Below are 19,274 nucleotides of genomic sequence, written 5' to 3'. Positions count from 1 at the left end.
GCAACGGATAGCGCGTCTCAAGCGAATCAACGACGCGAATCGAACGCGATGCGTACCGCGAGTCCGGCGAGCACGGTGCCCATCAGCCAGCGCTGCACCAGCAGCCACACCGGACGGCCGGCAAGAAACACGGCGATCGAACCCGCCATGCTTGCGATCAGCGCATTCACCGTCACGCTGATGACGATCTGCACGCAGCCAAGCGCAATGGACTGCGCAAGCACGCTGCCGTGCCCCGGCGAAATGAATTGCGGCAGCAGCGACAGATACATCACCGCGATCTTCGGATTCGCGAGATTGGTGACGAGGCCCATGGTGAACAGCTTGCGGCGGCTGTCGTGCGGCAGATCGCGGACCTGGAACGGCGAACGGCCACCCGGCTTGACCGCCTGCCACGCCAGATACAGCAGATAGAGCGCGCCGCCGAAGCGCAACGCGTCGTACGCGTACGGCACCGTCAACAGCAGCGCCGTGATGCCGAACGCGGCGCAGAACATGTAGAACACGTAGCCGAGCGCGACACCACCGAGCGAAACGAGGCCCGCGCGCCGCCCCTGGCAGAGCGATCGCGAGATCAGATAGATCATGTTCGGCCCCGGCGTGAGCACCATGCCGAGCGAGACCAGACCGAAGGCGAGCAGCGTTGGGAAAGCGGGCACGTCATTCTCCTTTGCAAATGAAGGTTGGGCGGTGCCGCCAAATATAGCCGATGCCGGCCATTCCGGCGCGACATACGGGCCCGAAAATTCGTAGCGACGCATGCCCCGCCTTCATCTCCACTCAAGCAGTTTCAGACCGCCGCTTGCGCAGTGCATAGCAGGAAAGACTTGCGGTGAAATTTTTTGAACGGTATTGTCGAGCCGTTCTGCAATGCAAGCGCGGGAGAGATCGTCAGACGTTCGTGACGACGCCGACGGAGCAACCGCCCCGGAAACTCTCAGGCAAAAGGACCGCGCAGCAGGAACATCTGGAGAGCGGCGCACTGGACTACCCTGTGCGCCCACCGAAGGGGATTCCCCGCACACGGCTCGCATCGGGCCCGGCTGCCGCGGGGAAGAAACTCTCAGGTACATGGACAGATGGGGCATCGACGCCGGTTTCGACACGAAATCGACACCGGTGATGCTCAACTACTCTGGACCATGCCATGTCACGAATCGCCATTATCGGCGCCGGCATTACCGGCGTCACGACTGCTCACGCCCTCGCTCAGCGCGGCCACCACGTTACCGTCTTCGAGCGCCATCGCTATGCGGCGATGGAGACTTCGTTCGCCAACGGCGGCCAGTTATCCGCCAGCAATGCCGAAGTCTGGAACAGCGCGGCCACCGTCATGAAAGGCCTGCGCTGGATGCTCACGCGCGACGCCCCCTTGCTGCTCAACCCCACGCCCACCTGGCACAAGTACTCGTGGATGGGCGAATTCCTGCGCGAGATTCCACACTACCGGACGAACACGGTTGAAACCGTGCGGCTCGCGATTGCCGCGCGCGAACATCTGTTTTCGATCGCCGAGACCGAAGGCATCGACTTCGATCTGGAGCGGCGCGGCATTCTGCACATCTACAAGACCCGCAAGGAATTCGACGCCGCGAGCAAGGTGAACGAACTGCTGCGCGAAGGCGGGCTCGACCGCAATCCGGTGACGGCGAGCGAGCTGCATGGCATCGAGCCCACGCTGCACGGCGATTTTTACGGCGGCTTTTTCACACCGTCCGATTCGACCGGCGATATTCACAAGTTCACGCGCGGCCTCGCTCAGGCGTGCGTGCGGCACGGCGTCGAGTTTCATTACGACGCGCAGATCACGTCGATCGAGCAGCCCGCCGAGGGCCGCTTTACGCTGACGGTCGATCTCGAAGGCGAGTCGCAGCGGTTCGCGTTCGAGCGGATCGTCGTGTGCGCGGGCGTGAAGAGCCGCGATTTCGCGTCGATGCTGGGCGATCACGTGAACATCTACCCTGTCAAAGGCTATTCGATCACCGTCTGTCTCGAAGACGAACTCAGCCAGCAGCGCGCGCCGTGGGTGAGCCTGCTCGACGACAGCGCGAAGATCGTCACGAGCCGGCTCGGCGTGGATCGTTTTCGCGTGGCCGGCACGGCGGAGATCAACGGCTTCAACCGCGATATCCGTTCGGACCGGATCGCGCCGCTGGTGGACTGGACGCGGCGTTATTTCCCCGAGGTGTCGACCTCGCGCGTGATTCCGTGGGCGGGCTTGCGGCCGATGCTGCCGAGCATGTTGCCCAAGGTGGGCCGCGGCAAACGGCGCGGCGTGTTCTACAACACCGGGCATGGACATCTGGGCTGGACCTTGTCGGCCGCGACGGCGCAGGTGTTGGCGGGCGCGATTCAGTAGCGCTTGCTGACGCAGGGTTTTGCAGGCGGCGGTAGCGTGATGTCACCACTGCCGCCGCCGAGTGCAAAATTCGCCACTTCTGCTAGTGTTCTCCCCATACGCATCAGTGCCGCGGAGAACTCCATGCCCTACACCCGTGCAGCGAACCACAAGGCAGGCAGCGCACGCCTGAGCGACGCGCAGATCGCCGCGGAGGCGACCCGGCGTCTCGCCTGGGACGCCGCGGTCCCCGAACACGCCGTGAAAGTCCACGTCTCGCGCGGCCGCATCACGCTGCGCGGCGAACTGCAACGCGATCAGCAACGCACCGCGGCGCTCGAAGACGTGACACGCCTGTTCGGCGTAACGGGCGTGTCGGATCACACCGTCGTCAAGGCAAAGTAAAGGTCAGCCCGTCTGCGTTTGCCGCAGCAGCGTGCGGCAATGCCGCGCGATCTGCTTTTCCTCTTCGGTGTGAATCGCCCTCACCTTGCCCGCCGGATCGCTGTCTGTTAGCCCCATGAAAGCCAGCCCGTCGCACACGCGCCTGCGAATCTGTCCGCTGTGCTCGCCGATGCCGCCGGTAAACACCAGCAAATCGATTCCGCCCAGCAACGCCGCATAGCCGCCGATGGTCTTGCGCACGGCGGTCGCGAACGCATCGAGCGCGAGTGACGCATCGGCATCGCCCGCTGCTGCGCGTTTTTCCAGAGCTTGCATATCGCTTTCGCCATCCGCGTAACCGGCGAGGCCGCTCTCGCGATTCAGCAGCGTCTCCAATGCGCCGGCATCGAGCTTCTCCACACGCATCAGATACAGCAGCACGCCTGGGTCGAGATCGCCGCTGCGTGTGCCCATCGGCACGCCGCCGGTCGGCGTCAAACCCATCGACGTGTCGATCGATTGGCCGTCGCGCAACGCGCAGACGCTCGAACCGTTGCCGAGATGCGCGAACACGGCGCGCGCCGGCAAGTCCGCGCCGAGCCGCGTCACCAGCGATTCGTACGAGAGACCGTGAAAGCCGTAGCGCATCACACCGGCTTCCGCGTAGCGGCGCGGCAACGCAAGGTGTGCCGCGCGCGGCGGCAGCGTCGCGTGAAACGCGGTGTCGAAACAGGCGAAATGCGGCGCGTCGTCGAAAATCTTCTCGGCCTCGTCGATCAACGCAAGCGCAGGCGGAATATGCAGCGGCGCGAAGTGCACGGCATCATGCAATTGACGGCGCACGTCGGCGGTAATGCGCTGATGCGCGCGCAGATGGGGTCCGCCATGCACCACCCGATGCCCCACCGCCGAAGGCCGCGCATGGTGCTGCTCCGTGAGCACCTGCGCGAGTTTTTGCAACGCATCGATCTGCGATTCGAGCACGCGCTCCTGCTGCACCAGCACGCGGCCGTCGGGCGCCTTGATCCGCAAACTGCCGTCGTCGCGCCCGATGCCTTCCGCACTGCCTTCCAGCAACAGGGATTCGTCATCGCCCGCGTGCCTGAACAGCCCGAACTTCAGCGACGACGAACCGCTGTTCAACACCAGAATCGTTCGATCGTCAGCGCTGTTTTCAGTGTGCATGGTCATGCCTCGCTCAGCCTTTCCACGTCCAGTTGCGGATTTCTTCCTTATCGATGCCTTCGGAATGCGCATAAGCCAGATGTTCGATGATCTGGCCACGCAACCATTCCTTCGCATGATCGCCGACACCGCGCAGCTTCGGCACGCGGTCGATCACGTCGATCGCCAGCGAAAAGCGGTCGACCTGGTTGATGATCGCCAGTTCGAGCGGCGTGTTGATGTTGCCCTTCTCGTGATAGCCGTGCACATGCAGGTTGTCGTGATTCGTGCGGTTATAGGTCAGCTTGTGAACCAGCGACGCATACGAGTGGAAGTTGAAAATCACCGGCTTGGTCGCGGTGAACAGCGAATCGAAATCGCGGTTGGACAAACCGTGCGGATGCGCGTGCTCGGGCATCAGGCGGAACAGATCGACCACGTTGACAAAGCGGATCTTCAGGTCGGCGAACTGCTCCTTCAGAATCTGCACGGCGGCGAGCGCCTCCATGGTCGCGATGTCGCCCGCGCAGGCCATCACCACATCCGGCTCGACGCCCTGATCCGTTGACGCCCAGTCCCAGATGCCGATGCCCTTGGTGCAATGCGTGACCGCCGAGTCCATGTCGAGATACTGCAGGTGCGGCTGCTTGTCGGCGACGATCACGTTGACGTAGTCGCGCGAACGCAGGCAATGATCGGCGACGCTCAACAGGCAGTTCGCGTCCGGCGGCAGATAAATACGCACCACGTCCGGGCTTTTGTTCGTGACGACATCCAGAAAGCCGGGGTCCTGGTGCGTGAAGCCGTTGTGATCCTGACGCCACACGAGCGACGTGATCAGCAGATTGATCGACGGCACCGGCTGCCGCCAGCCGAGATCGCGCTTGGCCTTCTCCAGCCACTTGGCGTGCTGGTTGAACATCGAATCGATCACGTGGACGAAGGCTTCATACGTGGCGAACAGACCGTGGCGGCCGGTCAGCACATAGCCTTCGAACCAGCCTTCGAGCGTGTGTTCGCTGAGCATTTCCATCACGCGGCCGTCTACCGCGAGGTCGCCGCCGTCCGCGTCGCCCGGTTCGGTTTGCGCGAGCCAGGTTTTTTCCGACGCTTCATAGATCGCGGTCAGCTTGTTGCTCGCGGTTTCGTCGGGGCCGAACACGCGGAAGTTCGTCATGTTGTTGCGCATCACGTCGCGCAGGAACTTGCCGAGTACCTCGGTCGGCGACGTGTACGAGCCGCCCGGCTTTTTGACCGCCACCGCGTAATCGCGAAACGGCGGCATGTCGAGCGTCTTGCAGAGCAAGCCGCCGTTCGCATGCGGATTGGCGCTGATGCGGCGCGCGCCCACGGGCGCGAGTTCGCGCAGTTCTTTCACGAGGCGCCCTGCTTCGTCGAACAGCGTCTCAGGCTCGTAACCGCGCAGCCAGCTTTCCACCAGCTTCAGGCTTTTGCCGTTGGTCACCGGATCGAGCACGGGCACCTGATGCGCGCGCCACGAACCTTCCACCTTGTGTCCGTCGACTTCCTTCGGGCCAGTCCAGCCTTTGGGCGAACGCAGCACGATCATCGGCCAGCGCGGCCGCGACGCGTCGTTGCTTTCACGCGCACGCTGCTGGATCGCGCGGATTTCGCCGATGCACTGTTCGAGCGTCGCGGCCATCTGCTGATGCATGACAGCGGGATCGTCGCCTTCGACGAAATACGGTTTGTGGCCGTAGCCGGTCAGCAAAGCTTCGAGCTCCTCGCGGGGAATGCGCGCGAGAATGGTCGGATTGGCGATCTTGTAGCCGTTCAGATGCAGCACCGGCAACACCGCGCCGTCGCGGATCGGATTGAGGAATTTGTTCGAGTGCCAGGAGGTGGCGAGCGGGCCGGTTTCCGCTTCGCCATCGCCGATCATCACGGCGACGATCAGATCGGGATTGTCGAACGCGGCGCCGTAGCCGTGCGAGAGGCTATAGCCGAGTTCGCCGCCTTCGTGAATCGAGCCGGGCGTCTCGGGTGTGCAATGCGAACCGATGCCGCCGGGAAACGAAAACTGCCGGAAAAAACGCTGCATGCCGGCTTCGTCTTCGCTGCGGTCGGGGTAGATTTCCGAGTAGTGCCCTTCCAGATAGCAATGAGCCAGCGTGGCCGGCGCGCCATGACCGGGACCGGCGACGTAGATCATGTCCAGATCGAGCTTTTTGATGAGCCGGTTCAGATGCACGAGCAGGAAACTCTGCCCCGGGTCCGAACCCCAGTGGCCCAGCAGGCGGTTCTTGATGTGTTCGGGCTTCAGCGGTTCGCGCAGCAGCGGATTGTCGCGCAAATAGATCATGCCGGCCGACAGGTAGTTGCAGGCTCGCCAGTAGCGGTCCATGTTGCGCAACGTGTCGGCGTCCAATGTTTGCGGCGGCGTGGGATGAGAGGTTGCTTCAGCCATGGTGTCACTCCTTGGAAAGGACTGTCAGGCAGGTTGGCGGATGCGGCAACGGTGATTCGTGAGGCGGCCGGCGCGAAAGAAACCAGCGGTACCGGCCATGCTGTCATGCGGATGACACAACGAAAGCGTAAGGGCAAAGGCCCGTGGCAGCGGGCCTTTGCGCCCTTGTCTGGTGATCGTCAGTGTGACAGGAAGCGGGCCGCATGGTTCGACGCAATCGTCCAAAGCTTGATCCATCTGCGACTGCGCGACCGTGATGACATTCCGCCTCATGACGCATGCGTTAGACTTTAAGCCCGTATTAAGCGAATGCCTTTAAGCTGCTCATGCTTCATGCGCGACGGCGGACCGCATCTGGCGCGTACCACCTTGCTCGCCCCTTACCAAACATTCCATCATGCCGACACCCAGTCGCCTCAAAGCGCCGTTGATCCTTGTTCTGACATTGGTGTTCCTGTTCGCGGGTGTCGCCATTCTGGTCGGCGTGTTCGGCTTGCTGGTCAAGCTGTTCGGCCACGCCTGAGTGCCGCTGCGCGGGCGTCGCCGGCGCAAAATGTGTATCCTGAGCAATCTTCCCGGCGCCTTCACGTGTGGTCTCCCGCCTTCCCGAGACCTGGGGCGCCCAGCCTGATTGCAAGGAGATTCCATTGACGGACCACGCTGATACTTCCCCGCCCTCCGGCCAGCCGATCGACCCGGAGTTGCTCGAACTGGCGCACCAGGTTTTCGACCTCGCGCGGAGCGGCGATGCCGCCATGCTCGCGGCGGTGATCGAAAAAGGCGTGCCGCCGAATCTGCGCAACGACAAAGGTGACAGCCTCGTCATGCTCGCCAGCTACCACGGCCACGCGAACGCCGTGCGCACGCTGCTCGAACACGGCGCCGATCCCAATCTGCGTAACGACAACGGACAGACGCCAATTGCAGGCGCGGCGTTCAAAGGCTTCGACACCGTGATCGAAACCTTGCTCGCGCATGGTGCGGATGTCGAAGGGGCGTCGCCGGACGGACGCACCGCGTTGATGATTGCGGCGATGTTCAATCGCACGGCAATCATGGAATTGCTGATAGCGCATGGCGCGGACCCGAAGGCCCGCGATGCGAACGGCGTGACGGCACTGGATGCGGCGGGCCGCATGGGCGCCGGCGATGCGCAAGCGCGCCTGAAGGAACTCGGTTCATAGAGCGAACCGGTATTGGCCCGCGGCGTTGTTGCTCTCCATGTGCATGACACATACATAGAGACGCGCGAGCGCCGCGAACCGTCTAGCGTTTCTCAGCCAACAACGACTCCACGTCGATCTCCGCCAACTCGCCGATCCGCTCCACCGTCACATCCGCCGGCGGATTGCTGGAGATCTCTTTCGGATCGAATGCATAGTGCCCCTGGCGGGGAAACACCGTCGTCAGTTTCGCGCCCCATGCCTTTTTCATGGCTGTGAGAATGCGCAGCTTGTCGTCGACCATGACATAGTGGCGCGCGGGATAGCACTCCATCACCTGATCGAGCATCAACTCTTTGTGGATGTAGATCAGCACGCGCCCTTCGACCTCGTCCCATAGTCCAGAGCGGGAGATCTTGCGCGGCTGGAACACCACGTCGCCGTCGGAGAGAATCACCGTGGGACCGCGCTCGCCCACATGCCGGAGCGCATCCAGCGCGCCCGGATACAGGCGGTTCGCAAACGGATAGTCGATCAGGAACGACGACATCAACAACAGCCGCGTGTCCCGCGGATGCTCCGAGCGATAGCGCTGCAGCGCGCCCAGGTAGTCGGCATAGCCGAGCTCGGTGCGCAGGTTCTCGAAGATTTCCCAGTACCGCGCGCTGTTCTCCGCGCCGAACTCGCGCATCATGTGCGCGCGCAGATCCGAGAGCACATGATCGTTGTCCAGCAAGGTGTTGTCGCAGTCGAACAGAAACACGACGTCGTGCGGCGTGGAGGTGGTGGCTTGCATCGCGGCTCCCTGGAATCAGCTTTTCGGCTTATCGGACGGCGTGGCCGATTTCTCGGCGTGGCCACCGAAATCCTTCCGCATGGCCGAGAGCACCCGGTTCGCGAAATCCGCCTCGCCGCGCGAACTGAAACGCGCGAACAGCGCCGCGCTCAGCACCGGCGTAGGCACGCCTTCGTCGATGGCGGCCGCCACGGTCCAGCGCCCCTCGCCTGAATCGGATACGCGTCCTGCGTAGTTTTTCAGCTCGACATCGCTAACGAGCGACCCGGCGATCAGATCGAGCAGCCATGAACTGATCACGCTGCCGCGCCGCCAGACTTCGGTGACGTCGGCGAGATTCAGATCGTACTGGTACAGCTCGGGTCGGCGCAGCGGCGAGGTTTCGGCGTCAGCCTCGCGCGCCTGCTTGCCGGCGTCGGCGTGGTGCAGAATGTTCAGACCCTCGGCGTACGCGGCCATCATGCCGTACTCGATGCCGTTGTGGACCATCTTGACGAAGTGCCCCGCGCCCTGCGGCCCGCAATGCAGGAAGCCTTGATCCGCGGTGCTCGAGCCGGCGACACGGCCCGGCGTGGCCGGCTCTGAGCCGGCACCCGGCGCGAGCGTCGCGAAAATCGGTTCGAGCCGCTTCACGATCTCCGGCTCGCCGCCGATCATCAGACAGTAGCCGCGCTCGCGGCCCGCCACGCCGCCGCTGGTGCCGACGTCCACATAGTGAAGCTTGCGCTCGGCCAGTTCGGCGCTGCGGCGGATGTCGTCGTGGTAATAGGAGTTGCCGCCGTCGATCACGATGTCGCCCGGCTCCAGCAACGGCACGAGTTTCTCCAGCGTCATGTCGACCACGGCGGCGGGCACCATCAGCCACACGGCGCGCGGCTTCTCGAGTTGCGCGACGAGGTCTTCCAGCGACGCCGCGCCCGCCACGCCGTCCTGTTTCAGCCTCTCCACCGCCGCCGGTTGCACGTCGAAGGCGATACAGTGCTGACCGCCGTTCGTCAGGCGCCGCACCATGTCGGCGCCCATGCGCCCCAATCCAATCATGCCTAGCTGCATATCTCGCTCCGGAAAGTGCCTCGTTGCGCTGCTGGATTTGCTTCGATGTTTTGCTTCGTTCTACCGCGGCTATGTTGCGTTTTCGCTGAGCGCTTCAGTGGCGGCGTCAGGAATCGCACCTGGCTACACTTACTGTAGTGGTGTTTCTTCGCGTGCGCCGGACACACGGTAGCAGCCCTGATTCGCTCTTGCAGCGAAGCGGGCATCGCCCATGCATCGAAAGACGATACGCCTTTTTGCAGAGGTTTTGCGCGGCGTAAAGTTCCTGGGCAGTGTGCGCTTGCGTCAGGCTTGCGCGGCATGACGCCCGCGCAGGCTTCGATTCGGCTGACCGCTTTCTTGCAGTTCGTGTTTGCCCTTGAAGCCGGCGCGTCTAGCGCTGTCGCTGTCGTGCCTGGAGTTTGCCGTATTGCGAACGCGCAAAACGCTTCACGGCGTTCCACATCAACGGATAGCGGTAGCCCGGCACGGCGAACAGCACCAGCGCGCACAGCGCCAGCAGGCCGCAGAACAGAAACGTGCCGCGATAGCTGAACGCCTGCACCAGCAAGCCCGACAACACGCCCGAGAGAATTGAGCCGACGCGCGCCGCATTGAAAAACAGCGCGGTGGCGCGGCCCGGCGACTGTGGCATCAGATCCTGCACATAGGTCATGCCGAGGCACGAGGTCACGGCGACCACGAATGCGTTGAGCATCTGCATCGGGATCAGCACGTGGACATTCCCCGCCAGCGACATGCCGACGAAATACACCGCGTGCACCGCGGCGCAGGCGGCCAGCCAGTTCGGCTTGTGCAGCGCCGACGACTTCGCGCCGAGCGCGAGCATCATCGGAATCTCCATCAAGGCGCCGAGGCCGAGCATGACCGACACATCCAGATGCGTGCCGTTCAGCCCATGCACGATGTAGAGCGGCAGCACGATCATGGTCGCGTTCGCGGCGAGGCCGAGCAAGGTGAGCGCGGCGACCGCGCGGCCGATGTCGTTGGCCGAGGCGACGCCCGGCAAGTCCTCGTGCGCATCTTCGCCGGGCGCGGTCAGCGGCGGCACGGTGATCGAAGCCGACGGCTCCGACGCCGTGTCTTCCACCGTGTGATCGCCCAGGTGGCCCTGCGGCTCCCGCATGCGCCATACGATCGTCGCGCAGGCGCCGAAACTGGCGGCGGCGAACAGGAAGAGCCCGTAAAAGCTGCTGGCGGCGAGCACCAGCGCGCCCACCGACGGCCCGAACACCCAAGCCGCCGACAGAATGGTCCGCAAGGTCGCGCTGGCGAACACGCGCTCCGCCGGGTCTGCTACCGGCAAGGCCGCGCGGCTGAACGAGAACACCATCGAAATGGCCGAGCCGCCCGCGCCGATGAAGACGATCCCGACCACCAGCAGCAGCCGGTAATCACGCACGACGCATAAGCACAGATAGCCGAGCGCCGCCGCGATCAGCGCGGCCAGCAGCAAGGGCCGGTGCCGTCCGCTCGCGTCGCTCCAGCGGCCCGCGAAGGTGCTGGCGAGCACCCCGCTCGCCGCGATCAGCGTCATGAAGACGCCGAGCCTGAACGGCGTCATGCCGGCGCGCTCGACGCCGAACAGGGAGAGATAGGGAGCGGTGAACGACATCGCCACACCGAGCATGAGCGTCGCGGCGGCGAGCGGCTTGAAGCCGGGAATGCGCAGCAGGTCGAAAAAACGTGAGGTTTTTAACACGAGGGGCGGTGGGTCAGGGAAAGCGAGCCTGCGACGCGTTATGCACGCCGCACACTTCGTGGCCGGAACGACCGGGGCATTATCGGCTTAGCTCGCGGGCGCGTAAACCCGCGCCACCGCATCCCAAAATTGCAGACCGCACCGTTGCCGCGCCACCGACGGCGTGGAGCACGCTACTTGCCGTCCGCCGCGCGCATCTGCTGCGCTTGCGCCTTGTAGTCGTAGGTCGGATAAAACTCGGTGCGATAGCCGCCCCACGCGGTGGTTTCGATCGCCCGGTTCACCTCGCGCAGGCGGCTCGCCGGCACGCGCAGCGTGACCACCTGGCCGATGCCCATCATCACGTACCACGACACCACTTCGATGCCGGGCGGCGGAAAGGTCTTGAAGAATCCTTGTGCGCGCAACTGGTCGTTGATCTTCGGCAGCGGCTTGGACTCGTCGTGCCGCAGGAAGATGGTGAGCAGAAAGGTGTCGTCGGGCGCGGATGCGGCGGCCGTTGGCGGTGCCGTGGCGCTCGAAGCACCGGAGGCGCCAGCCATGCCCGCGCCCGGCGCGGCGCTCGGTTCGGCGCCATGCGCAAGCGGCGCGACGCCGAGCGACACGGCCAGCGCGGCGCCGGCCAGGTTGCGGCGCAGCAGGTTGAACAACACGGCGGAACGGCGTGAAGCAACTGCATTTGGCATGGGATGCCTCCATGACGCGTTGGGAATCGGTTCGACGGCGCGCGCTTCGTTGTCTTTGTTTCGCTTCGGTGCATGCACGTGCGGCGTGAAGCTAGCAATATCCGCTCCCGCTATGCAACTCCCGACCGCGCCTTTGCAGCGCGCGTTACTGCACGACGTAACCGCGTTTTTCGAGCGTCCAGCGGTGCCACTGATTGCCATACATACCGCAAGCGATACCGAACAGCACCGACAGCACGAGTCCGATCAGGTCGGCGGTTTCGCCCCATAGACCCGAGCAGAAGAGCAGCAAGTTGATCGCCAGCATGACGAAAGCAGCAAACCACATCTTCTTCGACAAGGCCCAGACGAAGCCCAGCAGACACGCACCCCAACTGAAACCGGTAGCCACCGCGACGGTTTCTTCCTTGCCGGGGTAGCGCAGATAAATCCTTTCGCCCATTTCTTTCCCTTCCTGCCTTCGATGATTCGCCGCCTGCCGGCAGCACCGGACGAATGTTTAACACGCCATGGCGGCAAGAATATGAGTTCGCGTGAAATTTACGCCGCCGCGCGCCGTGCCGGGCCGCGCATCGGCGGAAGCCAGGCTCACTGACGATCCCGGGGATAGCTGCTACTCTTGGCAATTCCACCCGCAGGGGCGCCACGGCGGCCCAAGCCCCTGCCTGCACAGGTTAAACCGCTCCGGAGCAAGCATGGCAACCCAGACAGCCTATTCTTCCAAAGCCCCCTCGCGAGCCCAACTCGACGCCCTGGCGGGCGCCACCCTCGTCGAATTCGGCACGGACTGGTGCGGCTACTGCCAGGGCGCGCAGGCGTCGATTGCGCAAGCCCTCGAACCGCACGACGGCCTCAGGCATCTGAAGATCGAAGACGGCCCGGGGCGGCCGCTCGGCCGCTCGTTCAAGGTCAAGCTCTGGCCCACGCTGATCCTGATGCGCGACGGCACGGAAGTCGCACGCGTGGTCCGCCCGGCCAACGCCGCGGAAATCGCGGACGTGCTGACGTCGCTCTGAGGTCTAGCGGCGCACGCTGCGCCTCATGCGCCGCGCCATCTCCACCCGACAACTAGCATGCGACAAGCCATCCACCACCTCAGCGTGAAGGCCCGCAGCCGCGGCCTCGTCGAATTCACTGACGAAGCGCGCCGCTTCGTCGCCGCGCAGGGCATCGACACAGGGCTGCTGACGCTGTTTTGCCGCCATACGTCGGCTTCATTGCTGATTCAGGAAAACGCCGACCCTTCGGTACAGCGCGACCTGGAGCGCTACTTCGCGAGCCTCGCGCCCGAAGACGCCGAGCGTTACGAACACGACGCCGAAGGCCCGGACGACATGCCGGCCCATTTGCGCACCGCGCTCACGCAAGTGCAATTATCGGTGCCGGTCGAACATGGGCAGATGGTGCTCGGCACCTGGCAAGGGTTGTATCTGTTCGAACATCGCCGTCACACGCAGCATCGGGACATCGTGCTGCATCTGATCGGCGAATGACGGCGCGCTCCATTGCACTCGAAAGTTCGATAGAGAACCAAACGGACCGCTCACCGCTTCAAAGCGGCGCCCCGCCGAACGCCTGGCGCTGCGCGAGCGACACGAAGGCCTGCGCGTCGCGCGCCGCCTGCACCACCGCTGCCATGCCGAAGAACTCGTGCGTCGCGCCCCGATAATTGCGATGCTCGACGGGCACGCCCGCGCTGTGCAGTTTCTGCGCGAGCTTCTCACCATCCGAGCGCAGCGGATCGATGCCCGCAGTCACTATCACAGCCGGCGGCAAGCGTGACAGATCCGCGCTCACCACGTCGATCAACGGACTGGTGAGATCGCTCTCACTGTTGATCACGTTATGTATGAACCACAGCATCATCGGCTTGTTCAAGGGCTTGGCATTGCGATTCTCTTCATAAGAGATCGACACGATGTTGTTGCTCGCCACCGGATAGATGAGCGCCTGATGCATCGGCATGCGGATGCCCGTGTTGCGCGCGCGGATCGATACATTGATCGCCAGATTGGCGCCGGCGCTCTCGCCCATGATCGCGATCTTGTCCGGGTCGCCGCCGACGCTCATTGCATTCCCGATCAGCCAGCCCCATGCGGCGAACGCGTCGTCGTGAGCGGCCGGCAGCCGGTGCTCCGGCGCCTGCCGGTAGTGCGCGGACACCACGATCGCCCGGCTCTGGGCGGCCATGGAACGCGGCGTGGCATCGTAGGTATCGAGGTCGGCGATCACCCAGCCGCCGCCGTGAAAATACAGAATCAGCGGGAATGGTCCCTCGCCTTGCGGCGTGTAGACCCGCGCGGGATTGCTGCCGGCCGCGCCTGGAATCATGATGTCTTGGGTGCGCACCGCCTCCAGTTCCAGCGCAGGCCGCGCGCTGAACGCGGGGTTCTGCATCAGTTTTTTGACGGCGTCGGCGGGCGTGGGCTGGTGCCTCGCCTCCTCCACCGTGCAATCTTCGATGGGCTTCGGGTCCAGACTCTTGAGCGCGTCGAGTACCGCTTTCATGTCGGGATCGGCATGTCCCGTTGGATCCATGCCGACCATGCCTTTGATCGTATCGCCGAGTGTCATGTCCATGCTCCTGCAGAAAATGAAGGGCACGGACTCATCGGAGGCTTTCAGGACTGGCGCTCGACAACCGTGCATGCGTTTAATTTCAGCAAGCGCTATACCCGTTGACGGCAGGTCGCGCGGGCTGTTCAAAGCCCGCGCCAAGACGAAAAATCAGATCGAACCCTCAACGGTTCGGAGTGGTTGCGCGCGCAATCTTATCGAGCAGCGCCTGCAGCGAAACCGGCTTGCCGAGATGCGCGTCGTAGCCCGCGCGAATCGCACGCGTGGCATCCTGCGGGCGGCCAAAGCCGGTGAGCGCGAGCGCGGGCACCGACGCCGTGGCCGGCAGTTTGCGCAACGCCGCGATCAGCTCATAGCCGTCCATGCCCGGCATGCCGATATCCGACAGGATCAGGTCGAACTGTTGATGCGCGGCAACCTCCAGCGCGCCCGCGCCATTGGTTTGCGGCCACACTTGCGCGCCCTCCATTTCGAGCAGGCTCTGGAACGCCTGCAGGCTTTCGACCGCGTCGTCGACCAGCAGAATCCGCATGCCCTTGAGCAGACTGACGTCGCCCTGGCTTTCGCGGGGTTCGGCTTGCACTGCGGCGCTATCGGCGGGCAGCCAGACGCGAAAACGCGCACCCTTGCCCGCACCCGCGGACTCCGCCTGCACATGCCCGCCATGCATTTCGGCAAGTTGCTTGACGAGCGCGAGACCGATGCCCAGACCGCCGCTATGCCGCCGGTGCGCGCCTTCGGCCTGGCTGAACATATCGAACACGTGCGGCAGGAAGGCCGGTTCGATGCCGCGCCCGGTGTCGCGCACCTCGACACACGCGAAGCCGTCCTCATGCGCGAGCCTGATCGTCACGCTTCCGCCCTGCGGCGTGAATTTCACCGCATTGCTGACGAGGTTCCACAGAATCTGCTCGAAGCGCACGGCGTCGGCGTCGATAAGAAACGGTTCGGCCGCACCCTCCACGTTCACCTCGACCTGATGCGACAGCGCATCGGCTTCGATCGCGCTCGCCACCGACGCCGTGATCGCCGCGATATCCACCCGCGAGCGCTCCAGCGCCAGTTTGCCGGTGCGCACGCGCGACAGGTCGAGCAGGTCGTCGATGATCTTTGCGAGGCTGATCACCGAACGGCGGATCGCATCGGCCGCATCGCGCACTACCGGCAGGCCTTGGGTGGACGGCGCGCGGTCCAGCATGTCCGCTTTTACATGAATAAGGTTCAGCGGGTTCTTCAATTCGTGCGAGAGCACCGCGAGGAATTCGTCCTTCAGACGGCTGGCCGCTTCCATTTTCTGCCGCACCGAGCGTTCCAACGAAATCTTGCGCTGCTCGAGCGCCTCGGTGCCTTTGCGCTGCGTCAGATCGCGCACGATCTTCGCGAAACCGCTGAAGGTGTCCGACGCCATCGGCGTGATCACGCCGCTGCAATAGAGCCGCGTACCGTTTCTGTGGATGTACCAGCGTTCGTCTTCGCAACGACCGTCGGTCTGCGCGCGCCGCCGTTCGTTCGCGGGTTCGCCGGCTTCGCGATCTTCCGGCAGATAGACACGGTCGAGCGTCTGCCCCGCCATCTCGCTCTCGCTGTAACCGAAGATGCGTTCCGCGCCCTTGTTCCACGTCACCACGCGGCCATCCATGTCCTGCACGATGATCGCGAAGTCGTTGGTGCTTTGCGCGGCGAGATGCAGGCGCTCCTCGCCGACGCGCACGAGCTGCTCCGCGCGCCGCAACGCTGTGATATCGACGATGGTCAACACCGCGCCGTCGATGTGATCGTCCGTGGTGCGATACGGCGAGAGGCGCGTGAGGAAATAGCCCCCGTCGGTGCCGCGAATCTCGCGCTCGATCAGTTGCAGCGACTCGAACACGGTGAGCGTGTCGTCGTTCAGTTGCGGATAGTGGAGCCGGTGCGTGATGTCGTGCAGCGGGCGGCCGAGGTCGGACGGAATCACGTTGAACAGATCCGTTGCAGCCGGCGTATACCGCTTGATCCGCATCTCGCGATCGACGAACAGCGTGGCGATGCCGGTCGAGGCGATCACGTTCTGCAAGTCGTCCTTGGCCTTGCCGGTCTCCTCGATCTTGGTCTGCAATTCCGCGTTGACGGTGAACAACTCCTCGTTCAGCGACTGTAGTTCTTCCTTGCTGGTCTCGAGTTCTTCGGTAGCCGCGCGCAACTCTTCATTGATCGCCTGCAATTCCTCGTTCGACGCTTTCAGCTCTTCCGTCGATGCCTCCGACTGCTCGACCGTGGAGCGCAACTCCTGTTTCGTGCGATGCAGTTCATCCTCGAGATGCACCAGCAGCGAATCCTGCGCCGCCGGACCGGCGGGCTGCTTCGACGGTTGCGCGGCGGCGTCGGCCGCAACTTCCTCGAACAGCACCAACGCGAATTCCGGTGAATCTTCCGTGCGCCGATAAGGGCGCACGACGATCCGCACCTGCGTGCCGGGCGTGAAATCGATCGGCGGAGTGGCCGCTTCGCGGTTGCCGCGCAAGGCCTGAAACAAGGTCGCACGCAGTTGCAGACGCAAATCCGGGTGGACCAGCATGATCAGGTTGTACGACGGCTCGCCCCGCACGAAGCGCAGAAACTGGCCCGCGTGCTCGGACATATGCAGGATGTTCGCGTCCGTATCGACCACCACGCTCGGCGGTGCGTACGACTCCAGTATCCGGTGATGCAAGGCCGAAAACGGCAGCGACTGCGGTAGCGGCGCCGCGGGCCCGATGTTGGCGATGCTGGCCGCGCCGCCTTGTGCAACGACCGGCATGCTGATCGGCGGGCGAACGGTGCTGGCCACGACGTTGGCGCGATAGATCCGGTTTTTCTTGTCGACCGCCGTGAACAGATCGCCGGCGGCCTCGGCGGATTCCGAACTGCCGAGCAGCAGATAGCCGCCGGGCTGCAGGGAGAAGTGAAACATCTGCAGCACCTGGGTTTGTACGCTGCGGTCCAGATAGATCAACAGATTGCGGCACGACACCAGGTCGACGCGGGAAAACGGCGGATCGCGCAGCACGTTATGCACGGCGAACAGCACCTTTTCGCGGATCGCCTTGGTGACGCGAAAGTGTGCGTGCTCGGCCGTGAAGAACTGGCGCAGCCGTTGGGTGGGCACGTCCGCGGTGATCGATTCGGGATACAGCCCCGCGCGCGCGAATGAAATCGCGCGTTCGTCGATGTCGGTCGCGAACAGCTGCGCCTGAATGCCTTCATGCCGCTCCGGATGATCGGCGAGCAGCATGGCCAGCGAATACGCTTCTTCGCCGGTCGCGCAGCCGGCGACCCAGGCGCGCACCGGATCGTCCGCGGACTTCTTCTGGAACAGCTTCGGCACGATCTCGCGCTCGACGACTTCGAAGGTCTCCCGGTCGCGGAAGAAATTGGTCACGCCGATCAGCATGTCCTTGAGCAGCGCCGGCGTCTCGTCGGGATGCGTGAGAACGTAGTCCTGGTAGGCTTGCAGATCGGGAATGCCGTTGACCTGCAAACGGCGTTCGATACGCCGCAAAATCGTGGCGCGCTTGTAGTGCTGGAAATCGTGGCCGGTGCGTGCGCGCAAGGTGGCGAGCACGCCGAGCAAGGCCCGTTCGGCGATCGAAGCCGCATCGGGCTCCTTGACGGCGAGCGTTTCCGGCTCGTCGTCCGCGGACGGCAGGCGGATGGCGCGCGCGTTTTCGGCCAGCTCGCGGAGTTTGCGCGGCATGTCGGCCGCCGGCAACGTGAGGTCGACCATGCCGGTGGCCATCGCGTTCTGCGGCATTTCCGGGTACTCGGCGTCGGCCGGGTCCTGCGCAATCGTCACGCCGCCCTGTTCCTTGATTCGCCCGATGCCGGTCGCGCCGTCCGCGCCCGTGCCCGAGAGCACGATGGCGATCGCCCGCTCGCGGTGCGCGTCGGCGAGGCTACGAAAGAACAGGTCGATGGCGATCGGCCGGCCACGCGGACGATCGGCTTCAACGGGCGTGAGATGGCCGTGGTCGAGCGAGAGATCGTGTGACGGCGAAATCACATAGACGTGGTTCTTTTCCACCTGGACCGGCCGCTGAACCTGACGCACCGGCATGCGGGTGGCGTGCTGCAACACCTGGTCGGCGCTGCTTGCATGGTCGGGCGACAGGTGCAGCACCACCACGAACGCCATGCCGATATCGGCCGGCGCGTTCTCGAAGAAACGCAGCAGCGCCTGCACGCCACCCGCGGATGCGCCAATGCCGACTACAGGAAAGTCCAGCGAGCCTGAAGCGGCCGCCCTGCTCCCCGCGGTATCGGAGTTCGTCTGTATGCCTGATTGCGTGCTCGTTTGCGCAACGCTCTGCGTGTTCGTTTGAGACGCTCCTGCTTCACTGCCAGCCATACTCATCCTTGTGCGCTGCGCTGCGTCTCAGCCGACCTCGTCTCGTCTTGGCACGGGCCTGTGCTGTATCAACTCATATTGTCGCGTGTGTTGCACCGCATTGCAAAGCCAGCCCGGCTTCGGCGCCCGTGCGCAGCGCGCCTGCCAAGGCTGGGTGCGGGAGTTTCGTGTCATCGGTTGGGATCGGAGGCGCCCGCAGCAGCAAGCGCTCCGGAATCCTCGTTCAGCTTTGCCCACTGTGCTTCTCTACGTTACTGCCCCTTCGTATCGCTGCTCGCGTCCGCGCCCGGCATATTGGTCGAGTCGGTAGCCGGCTTCGCCTTCGACGACTTCATGTGATGTTTCTTGGTCGGCTTCGAATGCGCCATCGCGCCCGATGCCTGCATGTCGCCACCCTCACGAGTCGCGCCGGCATTGGTGCCGCCACTTGGGTCATTGCCGGCCGGACCGCCACCCCCGCTGCCTTGCGCCATCGCAATTGAGGAAGCGGCGAGCAAGGCCGAGATGAGGACTGCGCTGCGAGTCTTGTTTCTGAGGTGCATGACTTTCTCCTGTGCGAAAAGAAGTGGGTTGCGCCGGCCGGTTCAGCCAAATACGCATACCTCGTCTTCCTCTCAGCA

Annotated in this window: 17 protein-coding genes and 1 riboswitch; of the genes, 6 read left to right on the top strand and 11 right to left on the bottom strand. The window is 64.0% G+C overall.

The genetic code is table 11. The annotated features are described in order from the left end of the window. Positions 1 to 26: 26 nt before the first annotated feature. Positions 27 to 659, bottom strand: coding sequence for a LysE family translocator (locus ACQKRQ_RS06375; protein WP_132377241.1), 633 nt, complete (start codon positions 657 to 659; stop codon positions 27 to 29). A 210-nt stretch (positions 660 to 869) separates the two neighbouring features. After that, positions 870 to 963, top strand: a riboswitch (glycine riboswitch). 184 nt (positions 964 to 1,147) lie between these two features. Between ACQKRQ_RS06375 and ACQKRQ_RS06370 the strand changes: the two genes are divergently transcribed. Both ACQKRQ_RS06370 and ACQKRQ_RS06365 read left to right on the top strand, forming a co-directional pair. Then, positions 1,148 to 2,359 (top strand): D-amino acid dehydrogenase, encoded by a 1,212-nt coding sequence (locus ACQKRQ_RS06370; RefSeq protein WP_427475776.1) that lies wholly within the window; start codon positions 1,148 to 1,150, stop codon positions 2,357 to 2,359. Positions 2,360 to 2,482: 123 nt separating this feature from the next. Further along, the gene (locus ACQKRQ_RS06365) at positions 2,483 to 2,743 is read left to right on the top strand and encodes a BON domain-containing protein (protein WP_408180153.1); all 261 of its coding nucleotides are present in this window, start codon (positions 2,483 to 2,485) and stop codon (positions 2,741 to 2,743) included. A 3-nt stretch (positions 2,744 to 2,746) separates the two neighbouring features. Here ACQKRQ_RS06365 and ACQKRQ_RS06360 read toward each other — a convergent pair whose 3' ends face one another. Together ACQKRQ_RS06360 and ACQKRQ_RS06355 are read right to left on the bottom strand one after the other, a co-directional pair. Further along, the gene (locus ACQKRQ_RS06360; RefSeq protein ID WP_427476098.1) at positions 2,747 to 3,907 is read right to left on the bottom strand and encodes an acetate/propionate family kinase; all 1,161 of its coding nucleotides are present in this window, start codon (positions 3,905 to 3,907) and stop codon (positions 2,747 to 2,749) included. A 13-nt stretch (positions 3,908 to 3,920) separates the two neighbouring features. Further along, positions 3,921 to 6,314 (bottom strand): phosphoketolase family protein, encoded by a 2,394-nt coding sequence (locus tag ACQKRQ_RS06355; RefSeq protein ID WP_427475774.1) that lies wholly within the window; start codon positions 6,312 to 6,314, stop codon positions 3,921 to 3,923. A 397-nt stretch (positions 6,315 to 6,711) separates the two neighbouring features. On the opposite strand from ACQKRQ_RS06355, the gene ACQKRQ_RS06350 reads away from it, so the two are divergent. Both ACQKRQ_RS06350 and ACQKRQ_RS06345 read left to right on the top strand, forming a co-directional pair. Continuing rightward, a complete protein-coding gene (locus ACQKRQ_RS06350) occupies positions 6,712 to 6,837 on the top strand; it encodes a hypothetical protein (RefSeq protein ID WP_279388615.1) in 126 nt (41 codons plus the stop codon). Positions 6,838 to 6,961: 124 nt separating this feature from the next. Then, entirely contained in the window at positions 6,962 to 7,498 is a 537-nt protein-coding gene (locus ACQKRQ_RS06345; RefSeq protein ID WP_427475772.1) for an ankyrin repeat domain-containing protein, read from the top strand. 82 nt (positions 7,499 to 7,580) lie between these two features. On the opposite strand, the gene ACQKRQ_RS06340 is transcribed toward ACQKRQ_RS06345, so the two are convergent. The 5 genes from ACQKRQ_RS06340 to ACQKRQ_RS06320 all read right to left on the bottom strand — a co-directional run bounded on the left by ACQKRQ_RS06340 (position 7,581) and on the right by ACQKRQ_RS06320 (position 12,156). After that, on the bottom strand, positions 7,581 to 8,273 hold the full coding sequence (locus ACQKRQ_RS06340) for an HAD family hydrolase (RefSeq protein WP_132377245.1): 693 nt from the start codon (positions 8,271 to 8,273) through the stop codon (positions 7,581 to 7,583). A gap of 15 nt (positions 8,274 to 8,288) precedes the next feature. Next, on the bottom strand, positions 8,289 to 9,326 hold the full coding sequence (gene gnd / locus ACQKRQ_RS06335; RefSeq protein WP_132377246.1) for a phosphogluconate dehydrogenase (NAD(+)-dependent, decarboxylating): 1,038 nt from the start codon (positions 9,324 to 9,326) through the stop codon (positions 8,289 to 8,291). Positions 9,327 to 9,699: 373 nt separating this feature from the next. Continuing rightward, positions 9,700 to 11,028 (bottom strand): sugar efflux transporter, encoded by a 1,329-nt coding sequence (locus ACQKRQ_RS06330; RefSeq protein WP_427475769.1) that lies wholly within the window; start codon positions 11,026 to 11,028, stop codon positions 9,700 to 9,702. A gap of 173 nt (positions 11,029 to 11,201) precedes the next feature. Then, positions 11,202 to 11,714, bottom strand: coding sequence for a hypothetical protein (locus tag ACQKRQ_RS06325; RefSeq protein WP_132377248.1), 513 nt, complete (start codon positions 11,712 to 11,714; stop codon positions 11,202 to 11,204). A gap of 145 nt (positions 11,715 to 11,859) precedes the next feature. Further along, the gene (locus ACQKRQ_RS06320) at positions 11,860 to 12,156 is read right to left on the bottom strand and encodes a DUF2628 domain-containing protein (protein ID WP_132377249.1); all 297 of its coding nucleotides are present in this window, start codon (positions 12,154 to 12,156) and stop codon (positions 11,860 to 11,862) included. Positions 12,157 to 12,409: 253 nt separating this feature from the next. On the opposite strand from ACQKRQ_RS06320, the gene ACQKRQ_RS06315 reads away from it, so the two are divergent. Then, positions 12,410 to 12,730 (top strand): thioredoxin family protein, encoded by a 321-nt coding sequence (locus ACQKRQ_RS06315; RefSeq protein WP_132377250.1) that lies wholly within the window; start codon positions 12,410 to 12,412, stop codon positions 12,728 to 12,730. Positions 12,731 to 12,787: 57 nt separating this feature from the next. Further along, positions 12,788 to 13,207, top strand: a complete 420-nt coding sequence (locus ACQKRQ_RS06310) for a secondary thiamine-phosphate synthase enzyme YjbQ (protein ID WP_408180162.1) — start codon at positions 12,788 to 12,790, stop codon at positions 13,205 to 13,207. Between the two features lie 58 nt (positions 13,208 to 13,265). Here ACQKRQ_RS06310 and ACQKRQ_RS06305 read toward each other — a convergent pair whose 3' ends face one another. The 3 genes from ACQKRQ_RS06305 to ACQKRQ_RS06295 form a co-directional block, all read right to left on the bottom strand. After that, positions 13,266 to 14,288 (bottom strand): alpha/beta hydrolase fold domain-containing protein, encoded by a 1,023-nt coding sequence (locus ACQKRQ_RS06305; RefSeq protein WP_427475766.1) that lies wholly within the window; start codon positions 14,286 to 14,288, stop codon positions 13,266 to 13,268. Positions 14,289 to 14,454: 166 nt separating this feature from the next. Next, complete coding sequence (locus ACQKRQ_RS06300; RefSeq protein WP_427475764.1) at positions 14,455 to 18,654, bottom strand: CheR family methyltransferase; 4,200 nt, start codon at positions 18,652 to 18,654, stop codon at positions 14,455 to 14,457. Between the two features lie 251 nt (positions 18,655 to 18,905). Then, a complete protein-coding gene (locus ACQKRQ_RS06295) occupies positions 18,906 to 19,196 on the bottom strand; it encodes a hypothetical protein (RefSeq protein WP_427475762.1) in 291 nt (96 codons plus the stop codon). Positions 19,197 to 19,274 lie beyond the last annotated feature (78 nt).

It is taken from the genome of Paraburkholderia sp. NPDC080076, assembly GCF_050281145.1.
GTDB lineage: Bacteria > Pseudomonadota > Gammaproteobacteria > Burkholderiales > Burkholderiaceae > Paraburkholderia.
The sequence above is the reverse complement of the archived record's forward strand: the minus strand, read 5'-3'. Positions and strand labels throughout refer to the sequence as shown.